We start from the raw sequence: 24,074 nt of genomic DNA on the forward strand, positions 1-24,074 counted from the left end.
GCTCGTTCATGAACGGCTCCATACTGCGGTGATCTGAAACCGGACAGGCGTGCCCGGTACGTTGGCTTCGATCTCGTGATCGTTGAGCACGGCCTCGCGCAGCAGCTTGCTCGATTGCAGGTAGCGCAGGTACGCGATCATCGCGTCGAAGTTTTTCGCTTCCGCCGTGATGCGTATCTGGCTCTGCACGGGATTGTGGTCGATGCCGATCAGCGCGACGTCGTGATCCGGATAGTCTTCGAGGATCGACAGCAGGTCCTGCCACGGCACGGTCAGCTCGCGCAATACAGCGAGGCTCTGCTTTTCCGCATGCATCGCGGCGGGCGTGGCCTGCGCCCTGACGGGATGTGTCTTCGCGAACAGCCGGTGCCGCGCTTCTTCGAGCCGCTCCTGGACGCGATCGTTGTCGTCGTAGGCACGCCACAGCAGCACGCCGCTCGCGAGCAGCAGCGCGACGGCAACGCCGAGCATGACGAGCCCCGCCGGCGCGAGTCGCGGCCGGTTGCGAGCGAAGTCGATGCGAAGCGGCTCGATCATTTCGCGTACTCCAGCAGACGGCACGCGAAGCTCGGGCCTGTCTTGTCGCCTGCTTCGTTGCTTCCTTCGTTGCGTGGCTCAATGCCCGTATCCGCAGCGGATGATGCAAGCACGGTCACGCTCGCGAAGCCTGCTTGCAGAGGCGCGAGGTCGACATCGAAGCCGTACAGGCCGAGCGCGCAGTCCTGGCGTTTCGCCTTCGAGCCTTCCGCGCAATGCTCGAACGCCTGCTCGGCGAGCGCGGCGATCCGCGCGGGATCGTTTGCGTCGCCATCGAACAGACGCTGCGCGTCGTAGCCGACCCAGTGGCCCGCTTCGATCAGCACGGCCTGCATCAGCGCATCGGCCGCGAAGACGAGCATCGCGTTTGCTTGAGGGACTTTGTTCAGCGTGCGATTGAGCATTTCCGGCAGGCACAGTTTCAGCGCCTCGACATCGACGCCCGCCGCCGTGCCCGTCTCGCGGATGCCATCGGACAGCGTGCGCGGCAACGCGCTCGCGAACGCCGCGCGGCCGCCGCGCTGCACGCAGGCGCGCACGACGATCGCTTCGGCATCGACGCCATACGTATCGACGAAATGCGCGCGCGCGACCTCGTCGATCTCGCGCGTGCGCAGCGTACGGAAGTCGCCGCGCAATATCGCGTGATTGCCCCAGAAGTCGTCGAGCACGATGTGCGCGCCACGGTTTCGCGAAGGCGCCCGCTTTGCGGGTGGCGCGCCGTCATCGGATGACGGATCGAGCGCGGCGCGCAAGGCGTCGAATACGCCCGTCTCGGTGAAGTGCTGCGCGTCGGGCATGAGCACGCTGCGCGGTTTGCTCGCCGGCGCTGCCTTGCGAAAACGCATCCAGCGCAGCGAACGCGACGCGCGCGGACTCACGGCAATCTCGCGCGTGCCGATGCCGACATCGACGCCCCTGCCGGACGAATCATTCGACCATGGTGACACGGTTGATCTCCTCGAGCGTCGTCTCGCCCTGCCGCACGAGCTTGACGGCCGCGCCGCGCAGCGTCTTCATGCCCTGACGGAATGCGGCTGCCTTGATCTGCGTGAGCGGCGCGCGCTCCGAGAGCAGTTGGCGAAGTTCATCGTCCATGCGCAGCGCCTCCGCGACGGCACGGCGTCCGCGATAACCGCTGCCACGGCACGCGGCGCATCCCGTGCCGCGCCGGAACAGATAGCCGCCCGCCGAATCCGGATCGATTCCCGAGCGCGCGAGCGTGTCGGCGTCGACGGTGTCCTCGGTCACGCAATCGGGGCAGCACTGCCGCAACAGCCGCTGCGCAATCACACCGTTGAGCGCCGACACGAAGCTGTACGGATCGACGTCCATGTTCGTGAAGCGGCCGATCACATCGAACACGTTGTTCGCGTGCACTGTCGTGAAAACCTGGTGGCCCGTCAACGCGGCCTGCACCGCGATCTGCGCCGTCTCGGGGTCGCGGATTTCGCCGACCATGATCTTGTCGGGGTCATGACGCAGAATCGAGCGAAGGCCGCGCGCAAAGGTCAGCCCTTTCGCCTCGTTGACGGGAATCTGCAGGATGTCGCCCAACTGGTACTCGACGGGGTCCTCGATGGTCACGATTTTTTCGAGGCCGTCGTTGATCTCCGTGAGGATCGCGTAAAGCGTCGTGGTCTTGCCGCTGCCCGTCGGCCCTGTCACGAGCAACATGCCGTAAGGCATCGCGGCGACCGTGCGCATGAAGCGCGTGTCTTCCTGCTGAAATCCCAGCGCTTCGAGCGTGAGCCCACCCGATGCCTGCGATAGCTGATAGCGGTCCAGAATGCGCAACACCGCGTCCTCGCCGAACTGGTTCGGCATGATCGACACGCGGAAGTCGATTTCGCGGCCCGCGTAGACGGCCTTGAAACGCCCGTCCTGCGGCACGCGCCGCTCGGCGATATCGAGTTCGGAGATGACCTTCACGCGCGACAGCACCTGATCCGCGACATCTCTTCCTTCGACGCGCCCGACCACCGTCAGCACGCCATCGACGCGGCATTTGATCATCAGCCCGTTGGCGCGGCATTCGAGGTGAATGTCGCTCGCCATCATCTTCAGCGCGTCGTAGATCGTCGAATTGAGCAGGCGCACGACGGCGCTGTCGTCGCTGCTGATGCCTTGCAGCGTCAACGCGAGCGACGCGGGATCGGCGGCATGCTGACTCGTCTGGTCAAGCGCGAGCGAGTCCATCGCGCGCACGTCCTTCTCGCGCACCGCGAGCCACGCGGTGATATCGCCGACGCTCGCAAGCGCCCAGCGATAAGACACCGTGGGCCGCGCGCGCATGCGCTGCTCGATGCTGCCGCGCGTGCGCCGGTCGAGCGGATCGGCGATCACGAACAGCAGGCCATGTCGTGCGTCGGAATTGTGTGCTTCGGAACCGCCTGCTTCGGGATCGCGAAAGCAGATGCACAGACGCGTCGTCGCTTCGACGAACGGCACGATGTCGAAGTCCGGCTGCATGCCGTTCAGTCTTTGCATCGTGACGGGCTGCATGTGACATTGCGCGGCGAGTCGCGCGAGCACTTCATCCGGGCTCGCCGCTGTTTGCGAGAGCAGGTCCTCGAGCGCGCGCACGCCCGAGCCATGCCGTTCTGCGAGCACGCGCAACGCGTCGCGCAGATCGACGCTGCCTGTGCCGTCGATGCCGTTCGCGATGCTCGCCGTGTCCATGACGCCCTCGCCTGCTATTGAACGCTCGACGCGATTTCGAAGATCGGCATGTACATCAGCACGACGATGCCGCCGATCACGACGCCGATGAAGATCATCATCGCGGGCTCGATCAGCCGCGAAATCAGATCGATTGCGCGCGCAACCTGCGCTTCCTGAAACGCGGCGATCCGGTCGAGCACGGGGCCGAGACCGCCCGTCTTCTCCGCGACGGTCAGGAGCCGGTAGGTGATCGCGTCGGCCAGCGACGCCTGCTGGAACGCATCGGAAATCTTCGAGCCGTTGCGCACCTGATCGAGCGCGCGGCCGAGCGCCACCTGATCGGAACGGCCGACCAGTCCTCTCGCCAGATCGAACGCACGCACGGCGGGAATGCCGCCGTCGACGAGCATCGCCGTCGTGCGAAAGAACTGCGACTGGCGAAACACGCGGAAGTACTGGCCGATGCCGGGCAACGCGAGCATGCGATCGGCGATCCAGTCTCGCGTGGACGGACGGCGCAGAATGATGGCGCCCGTGATCGTCAGCACGGCGAGCGCGATCGCCAGCGTCTTGTCATGCGCGTGAACCAGGCTGCCCCACGCGATCAGCAGTTGCGAAAGAAGCGGCAGCTCGCGCCCGCTATGTTCGAGCAGCGTCGCGAAGCGCGGGACGACGAATCCCAGCAGGAAGAGCACGACGACGGCGCCCACCACCAGCAGCACCGTCGGATAGATCGCCGCCGATACGACGCGCGAGCGCAACTCGTGCAGCATCGCGCTGTTGCGCGAATAGCGCGTGAGACTGTCCGCGAGACCGCCCGTCTGCTCGCTCGCCTTCACGCATGCGACGAGCACGGCGGGAAACACGTCGCTGGCCTGTTCGAGCGCCGCCGACAACGACTGCCCTTCTTCGAGACGCCGCAGCAATCCGCGATAGACGCCCGCCGAGCTTTCGCGCCGCTCGTTGCTTGCGAGCGTGCGCAGCGCATCGACGACACCGACGCCCGCCGACAGCAGGGCCGCGAGTTCGCGCGCGAAGAGTTCGACGTTGAACTTGCCGCGCACAAGCGCAGGCGCGCGCATGCGCAACTGCGTACCGCCGCGTTCGCCGCGCACCGACACGACTCTCAATCCTCGTGCGCGCGCGAGCGCTGCGGCAGCCGCCGTCGAATCGCTTTCGACGCGCACTGTCTGCACCGCCCCGCTCGTATCGAAGACCCGCAGCACGTACTTCACGTCGCTTCTCCTCGCATCGCCCTGCTCAGGCGCCCCGTTCCCTTTACCAGGACATCACGTCCGAGTTCTCACCCGAACCGCCCGGCTGGCCGTCCTTGCCATACGAATACAGGTCGTAGTCGCCGTGTTCGCCGGGCGCGCGGTACTGATAGGGGCGGTCCCAAGGGTCGGGCGGCACGGCCTTCTGCAGATAGGGGCCGCTCCAGTGCGGCGCGTCCTGCGGCTTCGTCATCAGCGCCTGCAAGCCTTCTTCCGTGGTCGGATAGGCGCCGACATCGAGCCTGTATTGATCGAGTGCCTTGCCGAGCGATTCGATCTGGGCGCGCGCGATCTTCGTATTCGACTTGCCGACCTGCTCGAAGTAGCGCGGAGCGACGAGGCCCGCCAGAAGACCGATGATGACCATGACCACGAGGAGTTCGAGCAGCGTGAAGCCGCCCTCGCTTGCGGCCTGTCGTGCACGCGCGGCGCCGGGCTTGCCGCATGGGGACATGAACCGGATGTCGCTCACGTTGTTGTTCTCCCTATGACTGCCGCGCTTCGCGCGGCCAGGACGCCTGAGTGCATTCTTGTTCACGTCCGCATGCGCGCTAAGTAGGGAGACTCGTGCAAACGGATGGGTAAAGACCCTCCAGTTCCTCGCAGCTCAGATGAAGTAGTTCACCCCATTGCCCGCTTCCTCGGGCAGCGCGAGCACGCCGAGTTCGAACGCCACGCGCACGAGTCCCGTCGCATTCGATACGCCGAGCTTGCGCATCAGACTCGCGCGATGTTTCTCGATGGTCTTGGGGCTCAGGCGCAGTTGCTCCCCCACTTCGCGATTGGTGCAGCCCTCCGCGACGAGGCGCAGCACAGTGCGCTCGCGGCAGGTCAGCGCGCTCCAGGTCTGCGCGTGCTGCACGTTCGACGCGAGGCCGGGCGGCTCGCCGTGCCGCGCGCCGTATTCGTCGAGGGTCGCGTTGGGCCGGCCGAGCATGACGACGCGCATCGCTTCGACGAGTTCGTCGAACGATGTGTCCTTGAGCACGTAGCCGTCGACACCCGCTGCCAGCGCTTCGCGCATGTGCATGTCGCTCGCGTGGATGGTCAGCGCGATGATCCGTATCTGCGGCGCCTGCCGCTTGATGTCCGCGATCGCTTCGACGCCGCTCCTGCCCGGCATCGACAGATCCATCAGGATCAGATCGGGGAGCAGCGACATGGCGAGACTGCACGCCTCGACGCCGTCCCTCGCCTCGCCGGCGACGCTGTATTGCGGCAGCGCGCGGACCATCGAGCACAGTCCGCCGCGCAGCAGCGGCTGGTCTTCGGCAATCAGCACACGGTGGATCTTCTCCACGTTGCACCTCCGCACAGCGGGTTCAAGAACCGTTGCTGCCGACGACCTCGTGATACGCGCTCAACAGCTCGTCGGGTGTCGCGAGTCCGTCGAGCCTCAGCCACGGCTTGCCCGGCGCGGCGCGGAAGAATGCGACGGCCGTGTGGTTCATCTTGTCGCCGCGATAGACGTTGAACGCGCGCTGCGCCGCGACGCTCGCTTCCACCGTGCCCGTGTAGTACTGCCATTGCGGACCCGCGCCGAAGCGCTCCGCGTAGGCCTTCAGCCGCGCGGGCGTGTCCTCTTCGGGATCGATGGAGATCGACACGATGTGAACCTTGTCGCGCTCGCTGCCCAGTTCGTTCTGCAATTGCTCTAAGGTCTGGCTGATCATCGGGCAGATCGTCGTGCATGACGTGTAGATGAAAGTCAGCACGACCGGGCGGCCGTCGTTGAGTTCGTCGACGAGCGACACGGCTTTGCCGTCGTCGCGCACGAGCGTGACGGACGGCAACGTGTAGTCGGCCGTCGTGCGCGTCGTGCCCGGCGCCATGTCGTGATGATGAGCGTGCATCTCGTGTCCGTCCGTCATCGAGTGAAGCTTGTCGTTCGACTGGTCGTCGTGAGTGGGCATCGTGTCGGCGGGCGCCGTCGCGTCGTGCGCGGCGGGCATCGGCATCCCGTCCATCGGCATGTCGGCGGGCATCGCGTGGGCATGAGGGGCGGCTTCTTCCGTCGTCGTGTCCTGTGCGGCCATGCCCGCCGACGCAGCCTCCTTCATCACTCGCTGTTTTGCCGTCAGGCCTTCCATCGCGGCATTTTTCGACGCACTGTCCTGCATCGTGTCATCACGCCTGTTCTCGACGGCATCGGCAATGGCATCATCGGCGTTGGCCTCGTCCATGTTCATCAAAGCGTCGCGATGTTGCGCCTCCATCTGCGCATCGGCCGTGGGCGTCTGTTGCGCGTCGGCGCTCACCGCGGCTTGCGCGGTCAGTCCCGCGCCCGTCAGGACGAGCGCGCCGATTACGAGCTTGTGGGTGTTCATCGCAACCTCCTCTTCATGAAGCAACGGGCTGCGAACCAGGGCCCGGCGCGCAATTCGCCCTTGCTCGTTCAGTCTCGTCAATCGGGTTGGGAGCGTCATTGGATGAAGCTACCCAAAGCACGGTAGGAGACTTCCACCTGCGGGATGACCCGCCGCATGAGGTACGGTATTCCCCGTACGTATCGCAGCACGTGACCCGTTGCGGCGCGTGCGGCTCGCAGCCTACAATCCCCGAGCGGCTTCAGAGTTTTTCGGGTCAACCAGCCGGGAGCGCCCATGGATGCCACTACGCCGCCTGAACCGCCCGTGAGGCTGCGCGATCTGATCGACGCGATGCGCAAGCTGGGCAAAGCCATGCGCGACACCGAGCCGCAATCGGCGCACGTCAGCGATGCGCGCGGCGCAGCGCTTGCCGTGACGACATCGGGCGGCGCCATCGTCAGCATGAATCGCAGCGCTGCGGCGCTGCTCGGCTACACGGGCGCCGAACTCGCCGGCAAGCGCCTCGCCGACATCGCGCACGAAGAGGACCGCGCGGAAGTCGAACGGCAGCTGCACGTCGTCGATGCAAATGAGCCCTTTCGCTCGTTCGATGTGACGCTCGCAGGCCGAACCGGCCATCGGATGCTCTTGCATGTGTATCAGCAGACGTTTGCCTCGGGCGATGCGCATACGCATCTGCGGCCTCTGCGTCTCTTGCTGTTCGTCGAGCCGTTGCCCGCGTATGGCGAAACGACGCCGCTCGAAGAGGCACATAAGGATGCGTACAGGCGGTCGATCTGGCTCACGCGGGGCCAGCAGCGCGAACGCGAACGCCTTGCCGCCGAGCTTCACGACGGCATGGGCCAGGCGCTGACGCTGATCAAGCTGATGGTCGAGGATGCGCGCATGCGTCTGCGACGCGGACAGGCCGACGATGCCGCGCAACTGCTCGATGCAGCAGTGCTTCAGGTACGTGACACGATTGGCGAAATGCGGCAGATATGCGGGGAATTGCGGCCGCTCGCGCTGGAGCGCCTGGGGCTGCCCGCTGCACTGAGCACGCTTTGCCGGCGTGTCGAGCAAAGCGTCGAGACATTGCGCGTCGTCCTGTCGTGCGGCGTCGAAGATAGCGAAATCCCCGAGCATCTGAAGGCAGACATCTTTCGCATCGTGCAGGAAGCGCTCAACAACATCGTCAAGCATGCAGCCGCTTCGGAGATCCGCATCGAGTTGCAGCGCGAAGCCGCGCATCTGCTTCTATCGATACGCGACGACGGCGCCGGCTACGACACACATCCGCTTCGCCCGGACGACGCCAGTTCGAATGGGCTCGGCCTGATCGGCATGCAGCATCGTGTGGAAGCGCAAGGCGGCGCATTCACGATGAACGCATGCAATCACGGCGGCACCGAAGTGTCCGCGCGCTGGCGTCTTTAGTGCTGCGTCTTTACGTCTTTACTCCGTGCTTGCGGCGTTGCTCGACGCGCAGCAGCGCGGACTGCACTAGCCCGCCGCCGTGCCGCTCAGGCGCGGCATCGCGCCGTTCTGCGCATCACCCGTATCCTCGTCGGCCTGCGCGCCGGCGACGGGCAGGTGATACAGCTTGTCGTCCGTTTCCGGCTCCGCGCATTTCGATGCGAGCGACGTCAGCAGTCCCATGCTGATCGCCGCGAGCACCAGTTCCGTGACGTTCTCGATGGCGAGCTTGTGCATCACGCTCGCGCGATACTTCTCGATCGTCTTCGGACTCAGATTCAGATACTGGCCCACCTGCCGGTTGGTCCGCCCTTCCGCAATCAGCTTCAACACGCTGCGTTCGCGTGCCGTCAACAGGTCCCACGCTTTCTTCGGCGAGGCGATCTCGCGTCCCGTCACGAACGAGTCGACCATGAAGCCATAGACGTCGGCGCTCAAATGCTTCTTGCCGTGCATCACGGTACGCATCGCAAAGAGCAATTCGTCGAACGACACGTCCTTCAGCACATATCCGTCGACACCCGCGCGCAACGCTTCGCGCACGTACTCCTCGCTCTGATGCACCGTCAACGCGATGATGCGCACGAGCGGTGATCGCCGTTTGATGGCCGCCGTCGCATCGATGCCGTTCATGCCGCGCATCGACAGATCCATCAGGATCAGGTCAGGCGCAAGCGTCATGGCAAGCTGACACGCTTCCTTCCCGTCGCGCGCCTCGCCGATCACTTCGTATTCGCCCTGCGCCGATAGCATCGAACGCAGTCCATTGCGCAGCAGGTCGTGGTCCTCTGCGATGATCACCCGATGTTTGATATTCACGTTCGGCTCCTCGTTTCCGAAGTGTGCGGGCTATGGAGCAGCGAGCACAAAATTCTTCTTCTTTCTATTGTTTCCTTCGTGAGTATTACTCATATATTTCGTATACCTGACAACGCGTACCCAAGCCCGGTCCCGGCCCGCGTTTGCCCCATAAACAGCAAGCTTCTTGCCAGTTTCGCGCGGCCTGTACCAGTGTCAGGTTGTTTAAGAAACGTCAAGTGCCGGTAAAAATTGCGCTCAAAAACGTTTCATTTCTGATTCGTTCCTCCCGATTTCAAAGCTCCGTGATGATCGGCCAAAAGAGAAAATCGACGCCAAACCGCGAGTCTTTTGGCAGATTCCACCCAAGCCGGTTCGAGCCGCCTGAATTGCTTTCCATGCTCGCATCACTCGTCGATACGCTGGCAAAGCACGCCCTCCGCCAAACCTGACTTACCTGTAACGTTTCTGTACAGTGGGTGAAAGCCCTCCGCTTGCGCGTCCGAAAAAGGGGGGCTCGCCCCATTGCTGCCCGCTGGACCGCGCAACACAATCAGAGCACCAGCGGAGAACGATCATGCGCGGGCATGCAGCGACACGACCAGCTCACCCGGCGTCCGCGCCATCCGCCGTACTGGTTGTGTTCTTCGCGCTCGCGCAGCCTGCGCACGCCGACATCTTCGGCAAGGTCGACAAAACGGGCGCCGTCGTGCTGACCGATACGCCCGGCAAGGCAGGCATGTCGCTGATCGTCGCCGCGCCTGCATCCGAGAGCCGCGCGAAAGAGCGAGGCAGCACTTCATCCTCTCGCGTCGACGGCGCACAGTTCGAAACCGTGATCGCGGAGGCAAGCGAGACTTTCCACGTGCAGCCCGAGTTGTTGCGCGCGGTCATCGACGTGGAATCGCGCTACAACCCGCGCGCCGTTTCCGATAAAGGCGCGCTGGGCCTCATGCAGCTGATGCCCGATACCGCGCGCCGCTTCTCCGATGGCGACATGTTCAATCCGCGCGACAACGTGCTCGCGGGCGCACGCTATCTGCGCTTCCTGCTCGATCTGTTCAAGGACGACATGGAGCTGGCGCTCGCCGCTTACAACGCCGGAGAAAACGCGGTGATACGCGCCGGTTATCGGATTCCGTTGATTCCCGAAACGCGCGCCTACGTGCCGCGCGTGCTCGAAAAATACCGGCGGATGCTGCCTGCCAGCAGTTGAGCGCAAACCGCGATGGCGCGCGCAACGCGTGGCGCTATGGCACGATCCAGTCGCTATCCGCGACGACGCGCAGCGGGTCGGCTTGCGCGAAGCGCACGATATACCCGCCTTTCGATGCGAAGCGCTGACCGGGCGCGAGCGTCAGGCGCGGATAGTAGCCCGTGAGAATGCGATGCTCCAGCATGTCGTCGATGCGTTCGACGAGATAGTCCCGCACGAACGCATCGACCATATGGCTCAATGTTTCCGCGAGGAGCCCGCACGCGAGATAGGTGTCGGCCTGCACGCGTTCATCGACGACGGGAATGTGCCGTATCGCGAACCAGCCGAATGCATAGTCGACGCGCACACGCCGGCCTTGCGGAAGATCGACGGGGTACGCGATACGCACGCTGTCTCGCCAGCGCGAAGACAACGGCGCGCGGTCCAGCCCGCCCATCAGCCCGGACAGGTACACGGTCGTCGAAGCGGGCGGCGCATCGCCGAGCACGGCGATGTCGGGCGGTCTGAGCCAAAGCACGAGCGCGTCCGCATGCGCCGCGCCGTGCAGCGCCGTCGTGACGCGCGCATTGACGGGTAGCGCGCGATTCTCGACAGCAACGCCCTGCTTCGTGAGATCCGCAGCGAGCGCCTGGGCCGCCGCCTCGCCGCTGTCGCCCGCCCGGTAGACCTGGATCACCGTCTTGACGGGGCGCCCGGATGAGGAGCTCGACGGCTCGCGTATTCGCTTCGCGATCAGTTCCGCTTCGAGCAGCACGCCGCGCGAGAAATACATCGAATAGAAATCGTGCTCGCTTTCGACGGGCACTTCGACATTCGGAAACAGACACGGCACCTGTTCGCGCTCGCAGAAGTCGTGAACGGGCCCCCAGTTCCTGCCGCCCAGGCCCGACAGCACGGCGAACACCGGCTGCCGCGCGAGATGCTCGCGCAACTGCGCCTGCCATGTGTCCGGCGCGCCGTGCAGTTCCCACACGTGCAGCTCCCAACGGCGATTGACCATGAACATCATCTTGCGCGACGAGCGCAGCGCGGGCGTCGCGCCGAGCGGCGCCGCGTTTTTGTCGGCGAAATAGTGTTCGAGGACATCGAGCATCCCGTGCCGCTTCACCGGGTCGGCGTCGGGCGTGATGATCGTCGCGAAGTGCAGCACGGTATCCGTCACACCGGGCGCTCTGCGCCTGTCGAGTGTCTTCAGGTAATCGATCAGCGCATGCATATCCGCGTCATCGAGCGCGAATTGCGGCATCAGATAACCGAGCGGCTTGCCTTCGGAATCGATGCCCTCGCGGATCGCGCGCGCGAGTGTCGCTTCCGTATAGGGCTCGCGGCTGGTGCGCACGCCGTCGATGAACGGTATCGTGAGTTCGTCCGGGCTCTGCGCGGGTGGATGAAACAGATACTGCGCGGCGATGGGCGGGATCGTCGTGTTGCCTTCCTTCGAGCCGAGCCCGCTGCGCCGATGGCAGTTCACGCAGGCCGCCGTCGCGCCCCGCATCGCGACTTGCCCCTGATGCGTCGCCTCGACGGGTTGGCCATCGCCTGCGATGCCGTCGCGAAAGATTGCCTCGCCGACATCGATGGGCGGCGCGCTGCGAGCGTGATGCGCGCACATCAGCAAGCCCGCGGCGAGCGCGCTCGATAACAGCACACGCAGCAGGCGCTGCGCCAACGCATCCGCCCTCGCGACGAGACCGCGCGCCATGGCTAAGGCACGCGACGCAGCGCCGGCATGCCGCTCACGCCCACGGCCACCGATGCGCGCCGCCCCGGCAACGCGGGCTTGATGAACATCGCGTCCTCGAGCGGCGGATTCACCGAGACCCGTTCGAGCACGAGCCTGTCTTTTTTCGCCGCGCCCGTCACGCCGCTTTCGATCACGAACGGCACCTGCAAGCCATCGACTTCGCGAAAGTCGCGATACGTCACTTCGATCGTGACGGGCGTGCGCGACAGGCTCGGCGCTTCGCGATCGTATTTGATGTCGAGAAACGATGCGGCATCGACCCACACATGCCGATGCGCGCCCGAAGGCAAGGTCACGGCAAGCCGGTAAGCGTTCTTCCCTTCGACGGCATCCATGCCGTCGAGCGCCACCGCAATGCCCTTCGCCGTGTGATCGAGCAACGGCCCGTCGATCACCTGCTCGTCGCGCGCATAGCGGATTTCCGCCGGCGTATAAGGCTGCACATCCGGCGCGCCGCCCGACGACGGCCGTATCTTCCAGCCTTCCTTGCCGTCGAATATGCGCACGATCCGCTGGTTCATCGCCGTGATCTCGAAGCGCGTGCTGCTCGGCCGCCGCATCGCCAGCATGAACGGCGCGTTCGGATTCGGCGCATTGGCGCTTTCGACATGTCCCATCCAGATCATCGTGCGGACCTTGCGCCAGGCTTCGTCGCCGCCGCGCGCGGCCGCGTTCTTCGCGATGACCTCGTCGACCGTGAGCAACTGCTCGGCGGCGGGCATCTGCGCCCATGCGAGCGCGGACACACAGCCCGCCAGCAGCCATGACGTGAAGCGTTTCATGATCGGCCCCCTCGAACGCGCAACGTCATCTGCCCGCGACCTTCGCGGGCGCGGACTGCGGCTGCGCGGGCAACTGCGGCTTCGCGAAGAGCGCATCGTCGGCGGGCTGGTTCACGGTGACGCGCTCGATCGTCATCTGATGCTTCTGCTTCACGCCCTTCACCTGCGTCTCCAGCAGATGCGGCACCATCAGTCCATTCTCGCGGCGATAGTCGCGGTAGTAGACGGAAACGGCATGCATCCGGCCGTCGAGCTTGCGCGGATCGCCTTCGATCTTCAGCTCGAGATAGCTCGACGCGTCGATCCACACGTGCCGTTGCGCGTGATCTTTGGTCGTCAGCAGAAGCTTGTATGCACGGTGCCCTTCGACGGTATCCATGCCCCGCAACGCGACCTGGCTGCCCTTCGCCGCATAGTCGATCAACGGGCCGTCGAGGTCCGCCGTTTCCGCCGCCGATTTCACTTCAGCCGCCGTATAAGGCTCCGCGACATTGCGGCCGAGGAACGGCCGCACCTTCCACCCCTGCGTGCCGTCGTAGACCTGGAACGCGATCTGGTTGTCGAAGTTCAGCTCGAAGCGGCTCTTGTGAGGCCGCTTCATCGTCATGACGAACGGCAGCTTGACGGGCTTTTTGCCGCCGACATCGATCTGTCCGCTCATCGTCATCGTGCCGACGGCGCGCCACGCCTGCAATCCGCCGCGCGCGGCCACGTTGCGCTCGACGACCTGCGCCGCGCTCATGCCGCCGCCACCCGCCGCCAGCGCGATGTGCGAGACCGCGCTCGCCGCTATCGCGCCCGTCGTGCAAACCGCCATCAGAATGCCCCGAGTCATGTCGATCTCCTCAATGTCGCGCCGCGCACACGCCGCGCATTATTCGACGACCAGCCCGTCGATATGGAACGAACCGATCAGCACGTGGACGCGGTCCCCCGCTTTAACCACATTGCCCTTGTTCGAAAACACCATCCAGTATTCCTGGCCGACCTGAAGCGTGCCCGTCTGACGCAGCTGGCCTATGTTGTCCATCACGGGTACTTCGAGCAGCACATGATTGGCCTCGCCGTAGAGATAAGGCGTCGTGCTCTTGTCGCCGAGCAGCTTCGCGAGCGCCGGGTCCGTCACGCGATAGCTGAAGCGCAACAGATTGCCCGACGCCGTGCGCCGCACGCTCAGGTTGTCGATCCCGCGCACCGATTGATAGAAAGCGCGCGCGTGACCTGGCAGCTTCATCGGCAGGTAATGCGACGCGTGCGACGCGTGCGGGTCGCCGCCGTGCATCCCCACCTTCTGCACCCGCTGCGCCGGTTGCACCTGTTGCACCTGTTGCACCGGTTGAGTCTGCTGCGCCGCTGCCGGCATCGCCGGCAATGCGGCACAGCAGAGCCACGCAGCCGCGGCCGTTATCGCCACGCGTCTCATTGCACGACTCCCGTGGTCGCGTTCGCCTGCGGAGCGCCCGTTCCCGCCGCGCCAGTGCCCAGGACCTGGTTGAGCAGGTCGAGCAGCGCGCCCGGCGCGAACGGCAGGTTGCCGCCGGCGAAGAGCCCCGTGCGCGGCAGCTCCACCGCGCCGATGTCATAGGCGCCGCTCTGCGGACGCTGCGTGCCGAAGAAGTCGTGATTCGGCGCGCCGGCGTTCGTGCCCGCATTGACGGCGGGCGACCCCGTCTTGATCGAGTAGTTGCCGAGCGGCACGCCATAGCCCGTGCTGCCCGAACCCAACGTCATGTTGAAGAGCGACAGCGGTCCGTACGACATGTTGATCCACTGGTTGCCTTCATCCGGCGTCGCCGACGGCAGCAGGCCGAACAGCGGATTGGGCAGCACGGTGTCGGCAATGCCGGGCGGCACCGCGAAGCCGTTGCCTCCGCCTTCGGGCGGCACGCGTGCACCGTTGCAGTACATGCTCACGACGTTCGGGTCCGCTCCGCTGTTGTGCGCGTTCGGATAGTCGCCTGCATCCGTGAGGATCGAGTACTGCGGCGTGAGCCTCATGCCCGACGAGTGATCCGACGGCTTCGTATCGCCATAGGTGCCGATATCCCAGTACACGGCGTTGGGATCGCAGTAGCCCGTCTGATGTCCCGCCTGGTTCAGCGTCGGGTTCAGCGCGACGGTGTTCTGCAAGCCCGGGATGTTCGGATTCAGCCCGCCCACGGTGATGTAGAACGTGCGGTTCTTCCAGAACACATCGTTGTTCAGCACGGGGAACGAGAAGTGGCTGCAGTCCTGCCCGGTCGGACAGCCCGCGTTGCCCGCCGAGAACGCGGTCAGGAAGTTCTGCGTGTGCTTCGCGGTCTCGAGGCCGGACGGCTGCATCGTCGACGTCGTGATCGGGCTGCACGTCGTTTCCGAGCCGACCGTCGTGCAGTTCGGCGGACCGACGTTGGCCTGCGCGGCCAGCGGCGTATTGAACAGCACGCCAGCGGAAGCCGTCGAGTCGTTCGACATCACCGTGTTGTTGATGAAGTTCACCCGCACGGCGTCCTGTATCGACACGCCGCCGCCCGACCAGCCCGCCACGTTGTTCGCGATGATGTTGTTGGTTACGCTCACCTCGTACCAGCGGTTGCGGGTGCGGGGGCTGCGCTGCACGTCGGTGCCGTTGATGTTCTGCAGCCGCAGGCCGCCGCCCTTGCCGCTTTCGGCCGTGTTGCCGACGATCAGGTTGCCGTCGATCACGAGCCCCGGCCCGACGCCATCCGAGAGCTGCGGCGCGCAGTCGATATCGACCGGGTTGTTCTCGCAGAACGTGCCGTCGGGCGGCACGCCCTGGGCGATCACACCGCCGCCGTACGTCGGCAGCGTCGGGTTGTTGCTCTGGTTGAACAGGACCCAGTTGTGCGACAGGTCGCCGTTGTAGCTGAAGCCGAAGTGCGCGACACCGCCGCCGTCGCCGCTGCTCATGTTGCCGCAGACCCAGTTGTAGTTGAAGTGATAGTTGTCCGCGCCCGAGCAGAACGTCACGCCCGCAGCCGACGAAGGCGTCGTCGAGTTGATCTCGTCGCCGTACGACGCATTCGACGTCACTGAGTTGTGGTGCACGTTGACATGCGTGTTGTACGCGAACGGCTCCTGCGTGAAGCCATCGTTGGCGATCGTGCCGTCGGGCACTTCGACCTGGCCGACCGTGATCCCGCCCGTCAGCGTGCCCGCATTGCTGAAGACACGGTTGTTCGACACCTCCGTATAGTGGTTCCAGCCGTGCAGGAAGATGCCGCCGCCGCCCTGCGAGCTGTTCGTGAACGTGATGCCGTCCACACGCGATGGATTGCACAGGAAGTTGCTCGAATACGTGTTGCAATCCGCGTTGCTGGCCGTGAGCGGCACGCAGACGCCGTTCGCCGTGCAGTTCGGATCGGGCTGCAACTGGCCGCCCACGCGCACGTCGCGCACGCCCTTCGCAAGCACGGTGATGCCCGCGCCTTCGTACGCGCCCATCAGCGTCGGCTCCATCAGCAGCTCGCCGAGATTACCGTTGAGCGTGTTGTCCCAGCCTACCGTCGGCTCGAGCGGAATCGCATCCACCTGGCGTTGCATCGCGGCCGAGCATGTGTACGTTCCCGACGGATCGTACGGATTGCCCGACGTGATCGGGCTGCCGTTGAGCGCGACGCCGAACACGCAGTCGACCTGTCTGCGCCACGGATCGACCTTGCCCGACGGATGCGTGTTCGCGTTCACGACCACGCTAGGCGCGCCCACGCCTTGCAGACGCACCGGCTTCCACATCAGCAGCATCTCGTTGTAGTTGCCCGGACCGACGATGATCATGTCGCCCGGCGTCGCCTTGTCGATGGCCGTCTGGATCGCGTTGTTCGTTGCGTTCTCGCCGGAGACATAGGTCGGCGCCTTGCCGCCGATCGTCACCGTCACGGTGTCGATCGACTTCTTGCCGTTGTCCGACGTGATGACGAGTTCGCCGCAGCGCGTCTGCGTGTTGACGCCGCGCTGCTGGATCGTGCAGCTCGACTGGCTCGCCGACAGCGACGGCACCCTGACGACGATCTGCGTATCCGACCACGAAGTCACAGGCGCATTCACGCCGCCGATCGTCACCGACCCGGTGCCCTGCTGCGCGCCGAAGCCATAGTGCCGCGTGACGAACTTCTGGTTGTACGGCGCCGTGGTCGCCGCGGGACCGCCATACGCGTGGTTCAGCACCTGCTGGTCGCCGAGCGCCTTGATCGTCAGCGTATGGTTGGCCGCGCTCACCCAAGGACCCGCGCCACCGTTGCTCGTGTCACCCGTCACCGACGAGATCGCGGGCGTCGCATCGGGATACGCGCAATCGGGCGGGTTGTAGCCGTCCGCGAACGCGGACACGGGCACGACGGGCGTATCCATGTATTGCGTCTGGCCTGGCATGAACGGTATCTCGTAGCAGAACTGGCTGTACGCGGGGTTGAACAGCGGATCGCGGATCGTCTGCCCAGGATGCGCGGGGTCCGGCATGTCGGGATCGTTCATGCAGGCGACCATCATCGTCGGCGCGTAGCCCGTCGGGTTCGGCGGATTCACTTCCCACGTCGAATAGTTCATCCCGTTGAAGATGCCCCATTGATCCGAATACACGCGGCTCACTTCGTTGCCCGCAAAGTCCTTCAGCGAGACGGGCACGTTCGGCACCGCGAACTTTTCGCCGAACTGCGGCGAGTACGGATCGAACTCCGACGAGAAGTCGTCGAGCATGAAGCCGGTGAAGTGCGCGGCCACATGCGTCGAGCTGAACACCCAGAACTTCGCGAGCACCGACATCTGGTCCGTCAGCACGACTTCCTTGCGGTCGCACAGGTGCCGCGATGCGCCCGCGAACGGCGCGACTTCCTGCGAGCCGGGGAACAGGCTGATGTAATCCGGCACGACGCGCAGCGCTCCGACGCACGGCCAGAACGTCTCGACGCTGCCCGTGTCGCCTTCGTGACGCGGCGACGAGCCGAGATCGGTGGTCGGGTTCTGCGCGTTGTTGCGGTTGTACGTGGAGTTCACGGCCGCCTGGTCGGGCAGGATGAAGATGTTGCCCAGCCCGCCGAACTGCTGCGTGACGGGCGCGATGTAGTTGTCGCCGATCAGGATGTTCTTGTCTTCCTCCTTCACGAGCTCATAGCCCGGCGGGACGATGATCTCGACCACATACTTGCCCGGGGGCAGCATGTACGAGCCATCGGCCTGCTTGCTGCAGATCGCGCAGTTGGACCCCGTCGGCGTGCCTTTCGACGGATCGCGTCCCGTCACGCTCGGGAACTGGTACATCCCGTCGTACGGCGCGGGCTGGAGCTGGTTGAACGCGTGCATGCCGTCGTAGCACTTGAACTGCGAGTTATAAGGCAGCGGACGCTTTTGCGGATCGAGCCATTGCGGGCTGTTCTTCAGCGTGAAGAAGAACGGATCGGTGGTTTCCTGGCCCGGGCAGTTCATGTTCGGCTTGCCGTCCGAACGGAAGCCCTGGGCCCAGTCGTCCCAGCTGCTCGTCTTCGTCGTATCGACCAGCGTCAGGCTTTGCGTGCCATCGGGCGCCGTGCCCTCCGCGTACAGATTGACTGTCACGTTCGGCACGTTGGGCGTCCAGCTCGTATGCAGCAGCAGAGCGGGATCGTCGAACGGGCGCGTCGATGCGTAGATCACTTCGCCATGAATGCCGCCGTTCTCGTTCGCACCGAACGGCGCCTTGCCGAACTCGATGAACGAGTTCTGGCCCGAGAAGCCCTGCCAGCCCATCGTCGTGACCCATGGCGGATCGATGCGGCCCGTCGACGGGTTCGTGCCCGAGCGGTCGCTGCAGTCCGCGTCGTTGCAGTAGACCGCGCCCGGCACGCGCAGGTCGGACGGCAGATGCGACGTCGACGATTCCTGCGTGTTCGCGAAGTTCGCCGCAATCGACGAGTTGCCGCCGCCAGGCGTGCCGTCAGGCGGTCCGCCCGCGTCGTAGACGACATGCACGCCCGTCTGCTTGTAGCGTGTCGTGTCGGCCTCCGCTATGTACCAGTTGAAGAGCGGGAACACTTCGTTGAACGACGCGTAGCCATTCAGGTCCGTGTTGTTGAAGTTCGAATAGCTGCCGTCGCGGAAGCGGATATTGGTCGGCACGAGCGCGAGACCGGGCTCGCTGTCCTGCGAAACGCCATCGTTGTTCGTATCGATGTAGGTGCGCGTATAGAGGTTCGTATGCCATTGCAGCACGGGCAGATCGCCGACGTTCTGCACCTGTCCGCCCTTCAGCTGCACGGCCGTCGCGAGACCGTCGACGATCTGGTCGTTCCACTGGTCGAACACCGTGATGCGGAACAGACCGTCCGGCAGGCCATTGATGCTGAATGTGCCGTCCGCGTTGCACTTCGTGAACGCGACGTCCTCGAGATCGGGATCGCCGACGCTCACATAGCACTGCGTGAAGCCCAGCGAATCGCGCGAGCCGCTGCTGTAGAGGTTTTCGTTGGGCGGACGGCTGTAGTGCAGATTCGTGATCTTGCCCGTGATGCCGTTATTGCACGCCACGCCGTTGCAGATGCCCGGCAGCCGCGCGTTGATGATCTTCGGATTGGCAAAGCCGATCGTCACGTGGAAGCCCGCCGGTCCGAACTCCTGGAAGTATGCGGGGCCGCCCACCTTGATGAACGCGTCGTGAGCCTTCTGGCCGTCGAGCGTATTGGTCTGCAGCCACTCTTCGCCTCTCGCGATGCGATCGGCGGCCGGCGTCGCGACGACGCCGTAGCGTCCCGGCATCAGGTTCGCGATGATCGCCTGGCCCACGAGCGGCGACATCGTCTTGCCGTCCGATTCGAACTTCGGGCAGGTCGGGATCATGCCGACGAGGCCGTCGTTCGCCGCCTTCGTGATCGGACAGGCGTCGAGCCCGGTGCTCGGATCGATCGTCCCTTGCAGCGAATTCGACAGCGGCATGTTGAACATGTCGTAGGTCATCTGGCCCGTCGAATCGCCCGTGCCGCCCGCGTCGTCGAAGAGCTTGATTTCGAAGCCGCCGAGGCCCGGCTCGCGCGCCGTGCCGAATGCGTCAGTGCCGCCGCTCACGTCGACTTCGCCGTTCACGGGCGCATCGTCTTCGAACACGAACACGGAGATCTTCGCGGTCTGCAACGGCGTCTGCTGCAACAGCACGTTGACGGCATGCTGCGCGGGCGCAATCGCCGCGCCGCCCATCGCGTGTCCGCAGGTGCCCGTGCCGGGCGCGAAGTCCGCGCCGCCCGGACCGGACGGGCAATCCTTCGCGATATCGAACTGCCGCTGAGGGCCGTCCGGATTTTTCGGGTCGACGGGCTGTGGTGCGCCCGCGCCGGCCGTGAACGTGTTGCCCGCGTCGCCGGGCAGGATCGACAGGTAGTAGTGCTTCGTCGGATCGAGCGCGACCTGCGATGGATCGACAGCCGCTTGCTGGGCCGCGTCCGTGCGGCACACGCCGTTGCCGACATCGCACACGGCGGGCACGTGCGTGTTCGTGCCGGGATCGAACACGGTTTGTCCCGACTCGCACGACACGGTGCCGACGCACCCCGCCGCGACGACGGGCATATAGCTCGTGTGGAAGCTCGTGCCGAGGCTCGGCACGGGCAGCGGCGGGCATGACGCGGGCCGCGTCGTCGACGAGTTCACCTGGCAGGCGGGATCGATCTGGAACGTGCGGTCTTCCTCGATGATCCAGCGATAGTCGTTGATGAGTGTGCCCACCTTCGCGTCCTTGACCGCGACGACGAGACCGCTGCCGCCCTTGAAGGTCACGGTGACGGTCGCCGGGTTTGTGCTCGCCGTTCTCTGCGAATTGACGGCCGTGTACTGGAACGTCACGGTCGCCGTCGCATTGCCGACGGGCGGAGCATTGGGCGCGACGTTGAACGAGCCGTCCTTGTTCAGCGTCACCGTGCCGCCCGACGCGCCACCGACGATGGACGCCGTGAGCGGCAGACCCGCCGGATCATGGTCGTTAGCGAGCACGCCCGGCGCGCCGACATGCAGTTGCGACGCGATATTGCTGCTGAACGCGTCATCCGACGCGATGGGCGGGCCCGACTGGCAGCTCTGGCTCCCTGAGCACGCGTTGAGCGTCACCGTCGCCGTCAATGCGGGGTTGCCGTTGGCCTGATAGACGAAGCTGTCCGATGTGGTGCCCGAATTCGGCACATAGGTGAACGTGCCGTTGGGATTCAGCGTCAGCGTGCCGCCCGTCGGCTGCGTCTTGATCTGCACGCCGTAGACGCCCACGTCGTTGGCAATCAGGCCCTTGCCGGGGTCCGAGACCGCGAGCGTATTGCCCGCGACGAGGTAGTACGAGTCCGGGTTCGCCTTCGCGTTCGCATTGCCCGCCGCCGAGGTCGGCAGCGCGCCGCCGTTCACGCTGATATAGCCCTGCATGCCGCCGTCGCGCTGGTTGTTGGTCGACAGGCTCAGCTGGCGGTCGAACAGCGGCAGCGCGAACGCACCCGCCGTCGGCGAGTTCATCAGGACATCGTAGGTCTTGCCGGCGGCAAGGAACACGGCGCTCTGCACGCGCGGATTGCCCGGCAGCACGTTGCCGTCCTCTGCGATCAGCGAGAAGCCGGATACGGGCGGCGTGCCCGTTTGCGCGCCGACGACGGACGGCACATGCATGCGCAGGCCCGCGTTGACGAAGCGCAGCAGGATCTGGCCAGTCGTCGTTGTGGTCGATGCGGGCGCCGTCACGGGGAACGCGGAGCCATTCGCATTCGAGCGATCGAATGCGACGCCGTTGATCAGGTAATAGCGCGGATCGTAGTTCACGGCGGGCGGATAGCAGGTGCCGTAGGTCGCCGACGTGGGATCGCCGCAGCCGCCCGACAGCCCGGACCACACGCGCGTCTCGCTGAAGCCCGTCGTGGCGACGGCCGTCGCCACGGCCTGGTTCTGCACGGGGTCGATCTCGCTCAGCACGAGCGGCAGGTCCGCATCGTATTTGACGTTCGGATAGGCTGTCCCTTGCGGCGAGCCCGCCGTGGGCGGCGTCGTGACGACGAGCACGCCATAGAGGCCCATCGGCCCCTGGATCGACGGGTGCGTGCCCGATTCGATCAGATAGGTGCCTGGGCGCAGGTTGTTCCAGGTCAGTGGCGTCGCACTGCCTACCGCCGTAGGCGACTGCTTCACTTCAGTCGAGAACGACTGCACGCGCGGAGGTTGCGCGGGCGGCGTGAAGCTCGCTCCGCTGCCTGTACCGGCAATGGGCCAGGTGGTCGCCGTCTGCGTCGGGTGAACGGGGCTCGCGGTCCTCGTAGGTATGGTGCCGAGACCGCCGCCCAGCTGGCCGACGATCACGAGCGAGGTCGGCACCTTGCCGGGCAGAGCGTTCACGAGGTTGATCGTGAGCGAGCCGGGCGGCGTCGTGATCACGACGGGCGACCAGTTCGCGCCCGCGCCTGGATTCGTCGCCGCGCAGGTTGCGGGCGAAACGGCCGGCATCGAGCAGGTATAGCCCCACATCGGCACGACCTGTCCGTCGGGAAGCGCAATCGTCTGGGCCTTTGCAGTGAGGGTCACGCTTTGCGCGCAGACCATCGCGCTCGCCGTCATCAGCGCTGCCGCCGCGGCGCACTTCACAAGGCCGGCAAGCGTTCTGTTGAAATCGCTGGATCTCATCGCGATTCTCCCCGTCTCTCTAATTGCCTTCGTTGATCGTGAACGCCTGCGGATCGACGAGCATCATCATCATCATTCCGCCAGGGAAGATGTTGTTCGTGGTGATCTCGCGCTCATTGTGCGAATGCCACATGTAGGCGAATCCGGCTTCGGAGGTCGGCGGATTCGCGATCGTGCCGCTCGGCGGCGTCGTGCCCGTGAACGAAGTCGCGCGGATCGTCGCGTCGGGGCCGAGATACGGGCTGCCGCCGTACCACGGGCCGTTCGTCAGCACGCGCGCATCGGGCAACGTCACGGGGCCGCCGCTGCCGACATTGCCGAACGGATGCGCTTCGAGCGGCTTGTCGTGATCGGCGCACCACTCGTAGTAGTTCGGCGCATTGGGCGGCGCGGGCGGATTGCTGTTGACGGTGTAGTAGCCGTTCGCATCGGGAACGCAAACGCTGCCGTCGCCCGCTGTATGGCCGTAGACATCCCAGTTGAGCCCCTTGCCCGTCCAGTAGAAGATGCCGTCCATCGCGAGGCCGGGCGTCGTGGTCGTCGTGAAGAGCAGCGGACCCGCGAGCTTCGTCGCATCCGTCTTGCTCAGCAGCAGATTGCCGTCGCGCGCGAGCACGCGCACGTGATTGCCGTGCTCGTGGAACGGATGCTGCCAGCGGCCCGAGCCGATCACGCGCAACAGCACGAGTTCGCCTGGATGCATGTGCGGATTGCCGTTGTACGGTTGATGCGGATACTGCTGCGCGTAGTTCGGGTCCATGTCGTCGGGCATCGAGCGGCCGTTGATCATGAAATACGAGGGGTGATACGGCTCGGTCTCGACGGACATGCAGCCCGTCGGCTGCGAGCACGGCTTGCTCGCTTCCTGCTCCGCCTGCGTGTGGATGCGCAGGTCCATCTCCGAGAACTGGAACAGGTACTCGCGGTCGTAGCAGGTCGATGGATGGTTATACGCGGCAGCGGCATTGCGGAAGTCGGGCTGGCCGTCGGGCAGCGTCCCCTGCACGGCGCGGCAGCCGGCGGGCACGGCGAGCGCGCCGGGCGCCGAAGTCGGCAGCACGATGATCGCGCCCGACAGGCCCATCTCCACCTGCAGATCGCCCTGCGTGCCGCTGTAGTACGCATGCGTGCCCGGCGTCGAAGCGACGAAGCTGTACGTCACGCTGTTGCCGTGCGTCGCTTCGCGCGTGAGCAGGCCCGGCACGCCCGTGAGCGTCGTCGGACAGGTGCCGTCCGTTGTGAGCGCGGCGGCGCAGACCTGGAAGCCGGGAAACAGGATCGACGTGTTGCCCGCCGCTTCGGGCAGGTTGTTCGTCAGCGTGACGGTGACGACGTCGCCCTGCTTCACGATCAGCGTCGGCCCCGGCACCTGCATGCTCGGGCAGTTCGCGCCGGGAATGCTGGCGGGAGAAAAGCCCGACGGCGCGGTGCGGCAGCCGTAGCCCCACGCGTAGACGCTCGTTCCGTCAGGCTGGCTGATGCGGTTGGCCTCGGCGCTGAGATCGAAGCTCGTCCCCGTGATGCCGGGCGCGGCCGCGTGCGCATTCAGACAGTACAGCAGCGTGACGAGAGCCGCGCAGAAGAGCGCGTGGGCGAGCGTGAAACGCAGCGCCGGGCGGCGGCGCGCGTGTCTTGCGCGCCAGAAGTTGTCGATGATGTTGCCCA

17 protein-coding genes are annotated in these 24,074 nt (G+C 65.2%); 3 read left to right on the forward strand and 14 right to left on the reverse strand.

What is annotated here, in order from left to right; translation table 11 throughout:
• Positions 1–6: 6 nt before the first annotated feature.
• The 7 genes from BN2476_RS24880 to BN2476_RS49960 form a co-directional block, all read right to left on the reverse strand.
• Positions 7–537: a hypothetical protein gene (locus BN2476_RS24880; RefSeq protein WP_087736827.1), complete on the reverse strand. Its 531-nt coding sequence runs from the start codon at positions 535–537 to the stop codon at positions 7–9.
• Positions 534–1,487, reverse strand: a complete 954-nt coding sequence (locus BN2476_RS24885) for a hypothetical protein (RefSeq protein WP_087736828.1) — start codon at positions 1,485–1,487, stop codon at positions 534–536. Before BN2476_RS24885 ends, BN2476_RS24880 begins: the two co-directional genes overlap by 4 nt.
• Complete coding sequence (locus tag BN2476_RS24890; RefSeq protein WP_087736829.1) at positions 1,468–3,219, reverse strand: GspE/PulE family protein; 1,752 nt, start codon at positions 3,217–3,219, stop codon at positions 1,468–1,470. The genes BN2476_RS24885 and BN2476_RS24890 overlap by 20 nt, the downstream gene beginning before the upstream one ends.
• Positions 3,220–3,233: 14 nt before the next feature.
• On the reverse strand, positions 3,234–4,436 hold the full coding sequence (locus BN2476_RS24895; RefSeq protein WP_087736830.1) for a type II secretion system F family protein: 1,203 nt from the start codon (positions 4,434–4,436) through the stop codon (positions 3,234–3,236).
• A gap of 43 nt (positions 4,437–4,479) precedes the next feature.
• Positions 4,480–4,929 (reverse strand): type II secretion system major pseudopilin GspG, encoded by a 450-nt coding sequence (gene gspG / locus BN2476_RS24900; RefSeq protein ID WP_173819662.1) that lies wholly within the window; start codon positions 4,927–4,929, stop codon positions 4,480–4,482.
• Between the two features lie 153 nt (positions 4,930–5,082).
• Positions 5,083–5,775, reverse strand: coding sequence for a response regulator (locus BN2476_RS24905; RefSeq protein ID WP_087736831.1), 693 nt, complete (start codon positions 5,773–5,775; stop codon positions 5,083–5,085).
• A gap of 22 nt (positions 5,776–5,797) precedes the next feature.
• Positions 5,798–6,802: an SCO family protein gene (locus tag BN2476_RS49960; protein ID WP_087736832.1), complete on the reverse strand. Its 1,005-nt coding sequence runs from the start codon at positions 6,800–6,802 to the stop codon at positions 5,798–5,800.
• A 276-nt stretch (positions 6,803–7,078) separates the two neighbouring features.
• Between BN2476_RS49960 and BN2476_RS24915 the strand changes: the two genes are divergently transcribed.
• Positions 7,079–8,221, forward strand: coding sequence for a sensor histidine kinase (locus BN2476_RS24915; protein ID WP_087736833.1), 1,143 nt, complete (start codon positions 7,079–7,081; stop codon positions 8,219–8,221).
• A gap of 66 nt (positions 8,222–8,287) precedes the next feature.
• Here BN2476_RS24915 and BN2476_RS24920 read toward each other — a convergent pair whose 3' ends face one another.
• On the reverse strand, positions 8,288–9,079 hold the full coding sequence (locus BN2476_RS24920) for a response regulator (RefSeq protein ID WP_087736834.1): 792 nt from the start codon (positions 9,077–9,079) through the stop codon (positions 8,288–8,290).
• A 200-nt stretch (positions 9,080–9,279) separates the two neighbouring features.
• On the opposite strand from BN2476_RS24920, the gene BN2476_RS46560 reads away from it, so the two are divergent.
• Together BN2476_RS46560 and BN2476_RS24925 are read left to right on the forward strand one after the other, a co-directional pair.
• Positions 9,280–9,510, forward strand: coding sequence for a hypothetical protein (locus BN2476_RS46560; RefSeq protein WP_160111750.1), 231 nt, complete (start codon positions 9,280–9,282; stop codon positions 9,508–9,510).
• A 125-nt stretch (positions 9,511–9,635) separates the two neighbouring features.
• On the forward strand, positions 9,636–10,274 hold the full coding sequence (locus BN2476_RS24925; RefSeq protein ID WP_087736835.1) for a lytic transglycosylase domain-containing protein: 639 nt from the start codon (positions 9,636–9,638) through the stop codon (positions 10,272–10,274).
• A gap of 34 nt (positions 10,275–10,308) precedes the next feature.
• Here BN2476_RS24925 and BN2476_RS24930 read toward each other — a convergent pair whose 3' ends face one another.
• From BN2476_RS24930 to BN2476_RS24955, 6 genes are read right to left on the reverse strand one after another with little or no spacing between them, the layout of a single operon-like run.
• Positions 10,309–11,979 (reverse strand): c-type cytochrome, encoded by a 1,671-nt coding sequence (locus tag BN2476_RS24930; RefSeq protein WP_087736836.1) that lies wholly within the window; start codon positions 11,977–11,979, stop codon positions 10,309–10,311.
• Between the two features lie 2 nt (positions 11,980–11,981).
• Positions 11,982–12,803 (reverse strand): LolA-like protein, encoded by an 822-nt coding sequence (locus BN2476_RS24935; RefSeq protein WP_087736837.1) that lies wholly within the window; start codon positions 12,801–12,803, stop codon positions 11,982–11,984.
• A 25-nt stretch (positions 12,804–12,828) separates the two neighbouring features.
• Positions 12,829–13,638 (reverse strand): LolA-like protein, encoded by an 810-nt coding sequence (locus tag BN2476_RS24940; protein WP_087736838.1) that lies wholly within the window; start codon positions 13,636–13,638, stop codon positions 12,829–12,831.
• A 39-nt stretch (positions 13,639–13,677) separates the two neighbouring features.
• Positions 13,678–14,226, reverse strand: a complete 549-nt coding sequence (locus BN2476_RS24945) for a hypothetical protein (RefSeq protein WP_087736839.1) — start codon at positions 14,224–14,226, stop codon at positions 13,678–13,680.
• The gene (locus BN2476_RS24950) at positions 14,223–22,409 is read right to left on the reverse strand and encodes a cadherin-like domain-containing protein (RefSeq protein WP_087736840.1); all 8,187 of its coding nucleotides are present in this window, start codon (positions 22,407–22,409) and stop codon (positions 14,223–14,225) included. Before BN2476_RS24950 ends, BN2476_RS24945 begins: the two co-directional genes overlap by 4 nt.
• Before the next feature lie 19 nt (positions 22,410–22,428).
• Positions 22,429–24,018 (reverse strand): multicopper oxidase family protein, encoded by a 1,590-nt coding sequence (locus BN2476_RS24955; RefSeq protein WP_087736899.1) that lies wholly within the window; start codon positions 24,016–24,018, stop codon positions 22,429–22,431.
• Between the last annotated feature and the right edge of the window lie 56 nt (positions 24,019–24,074).

The sequence above is a fragment of the Paraburkholderia piptadeniae genome, assembly GCF_900007165.1.
In the GTDB taxonomy this organism is placed as follows: Bacteria; Pseudomonadota; Gammaproteobacteria; order Burkholderiales; family Burkholderiaceae; genus Paraburkholderia; species Paraburkholderia piptadeniae.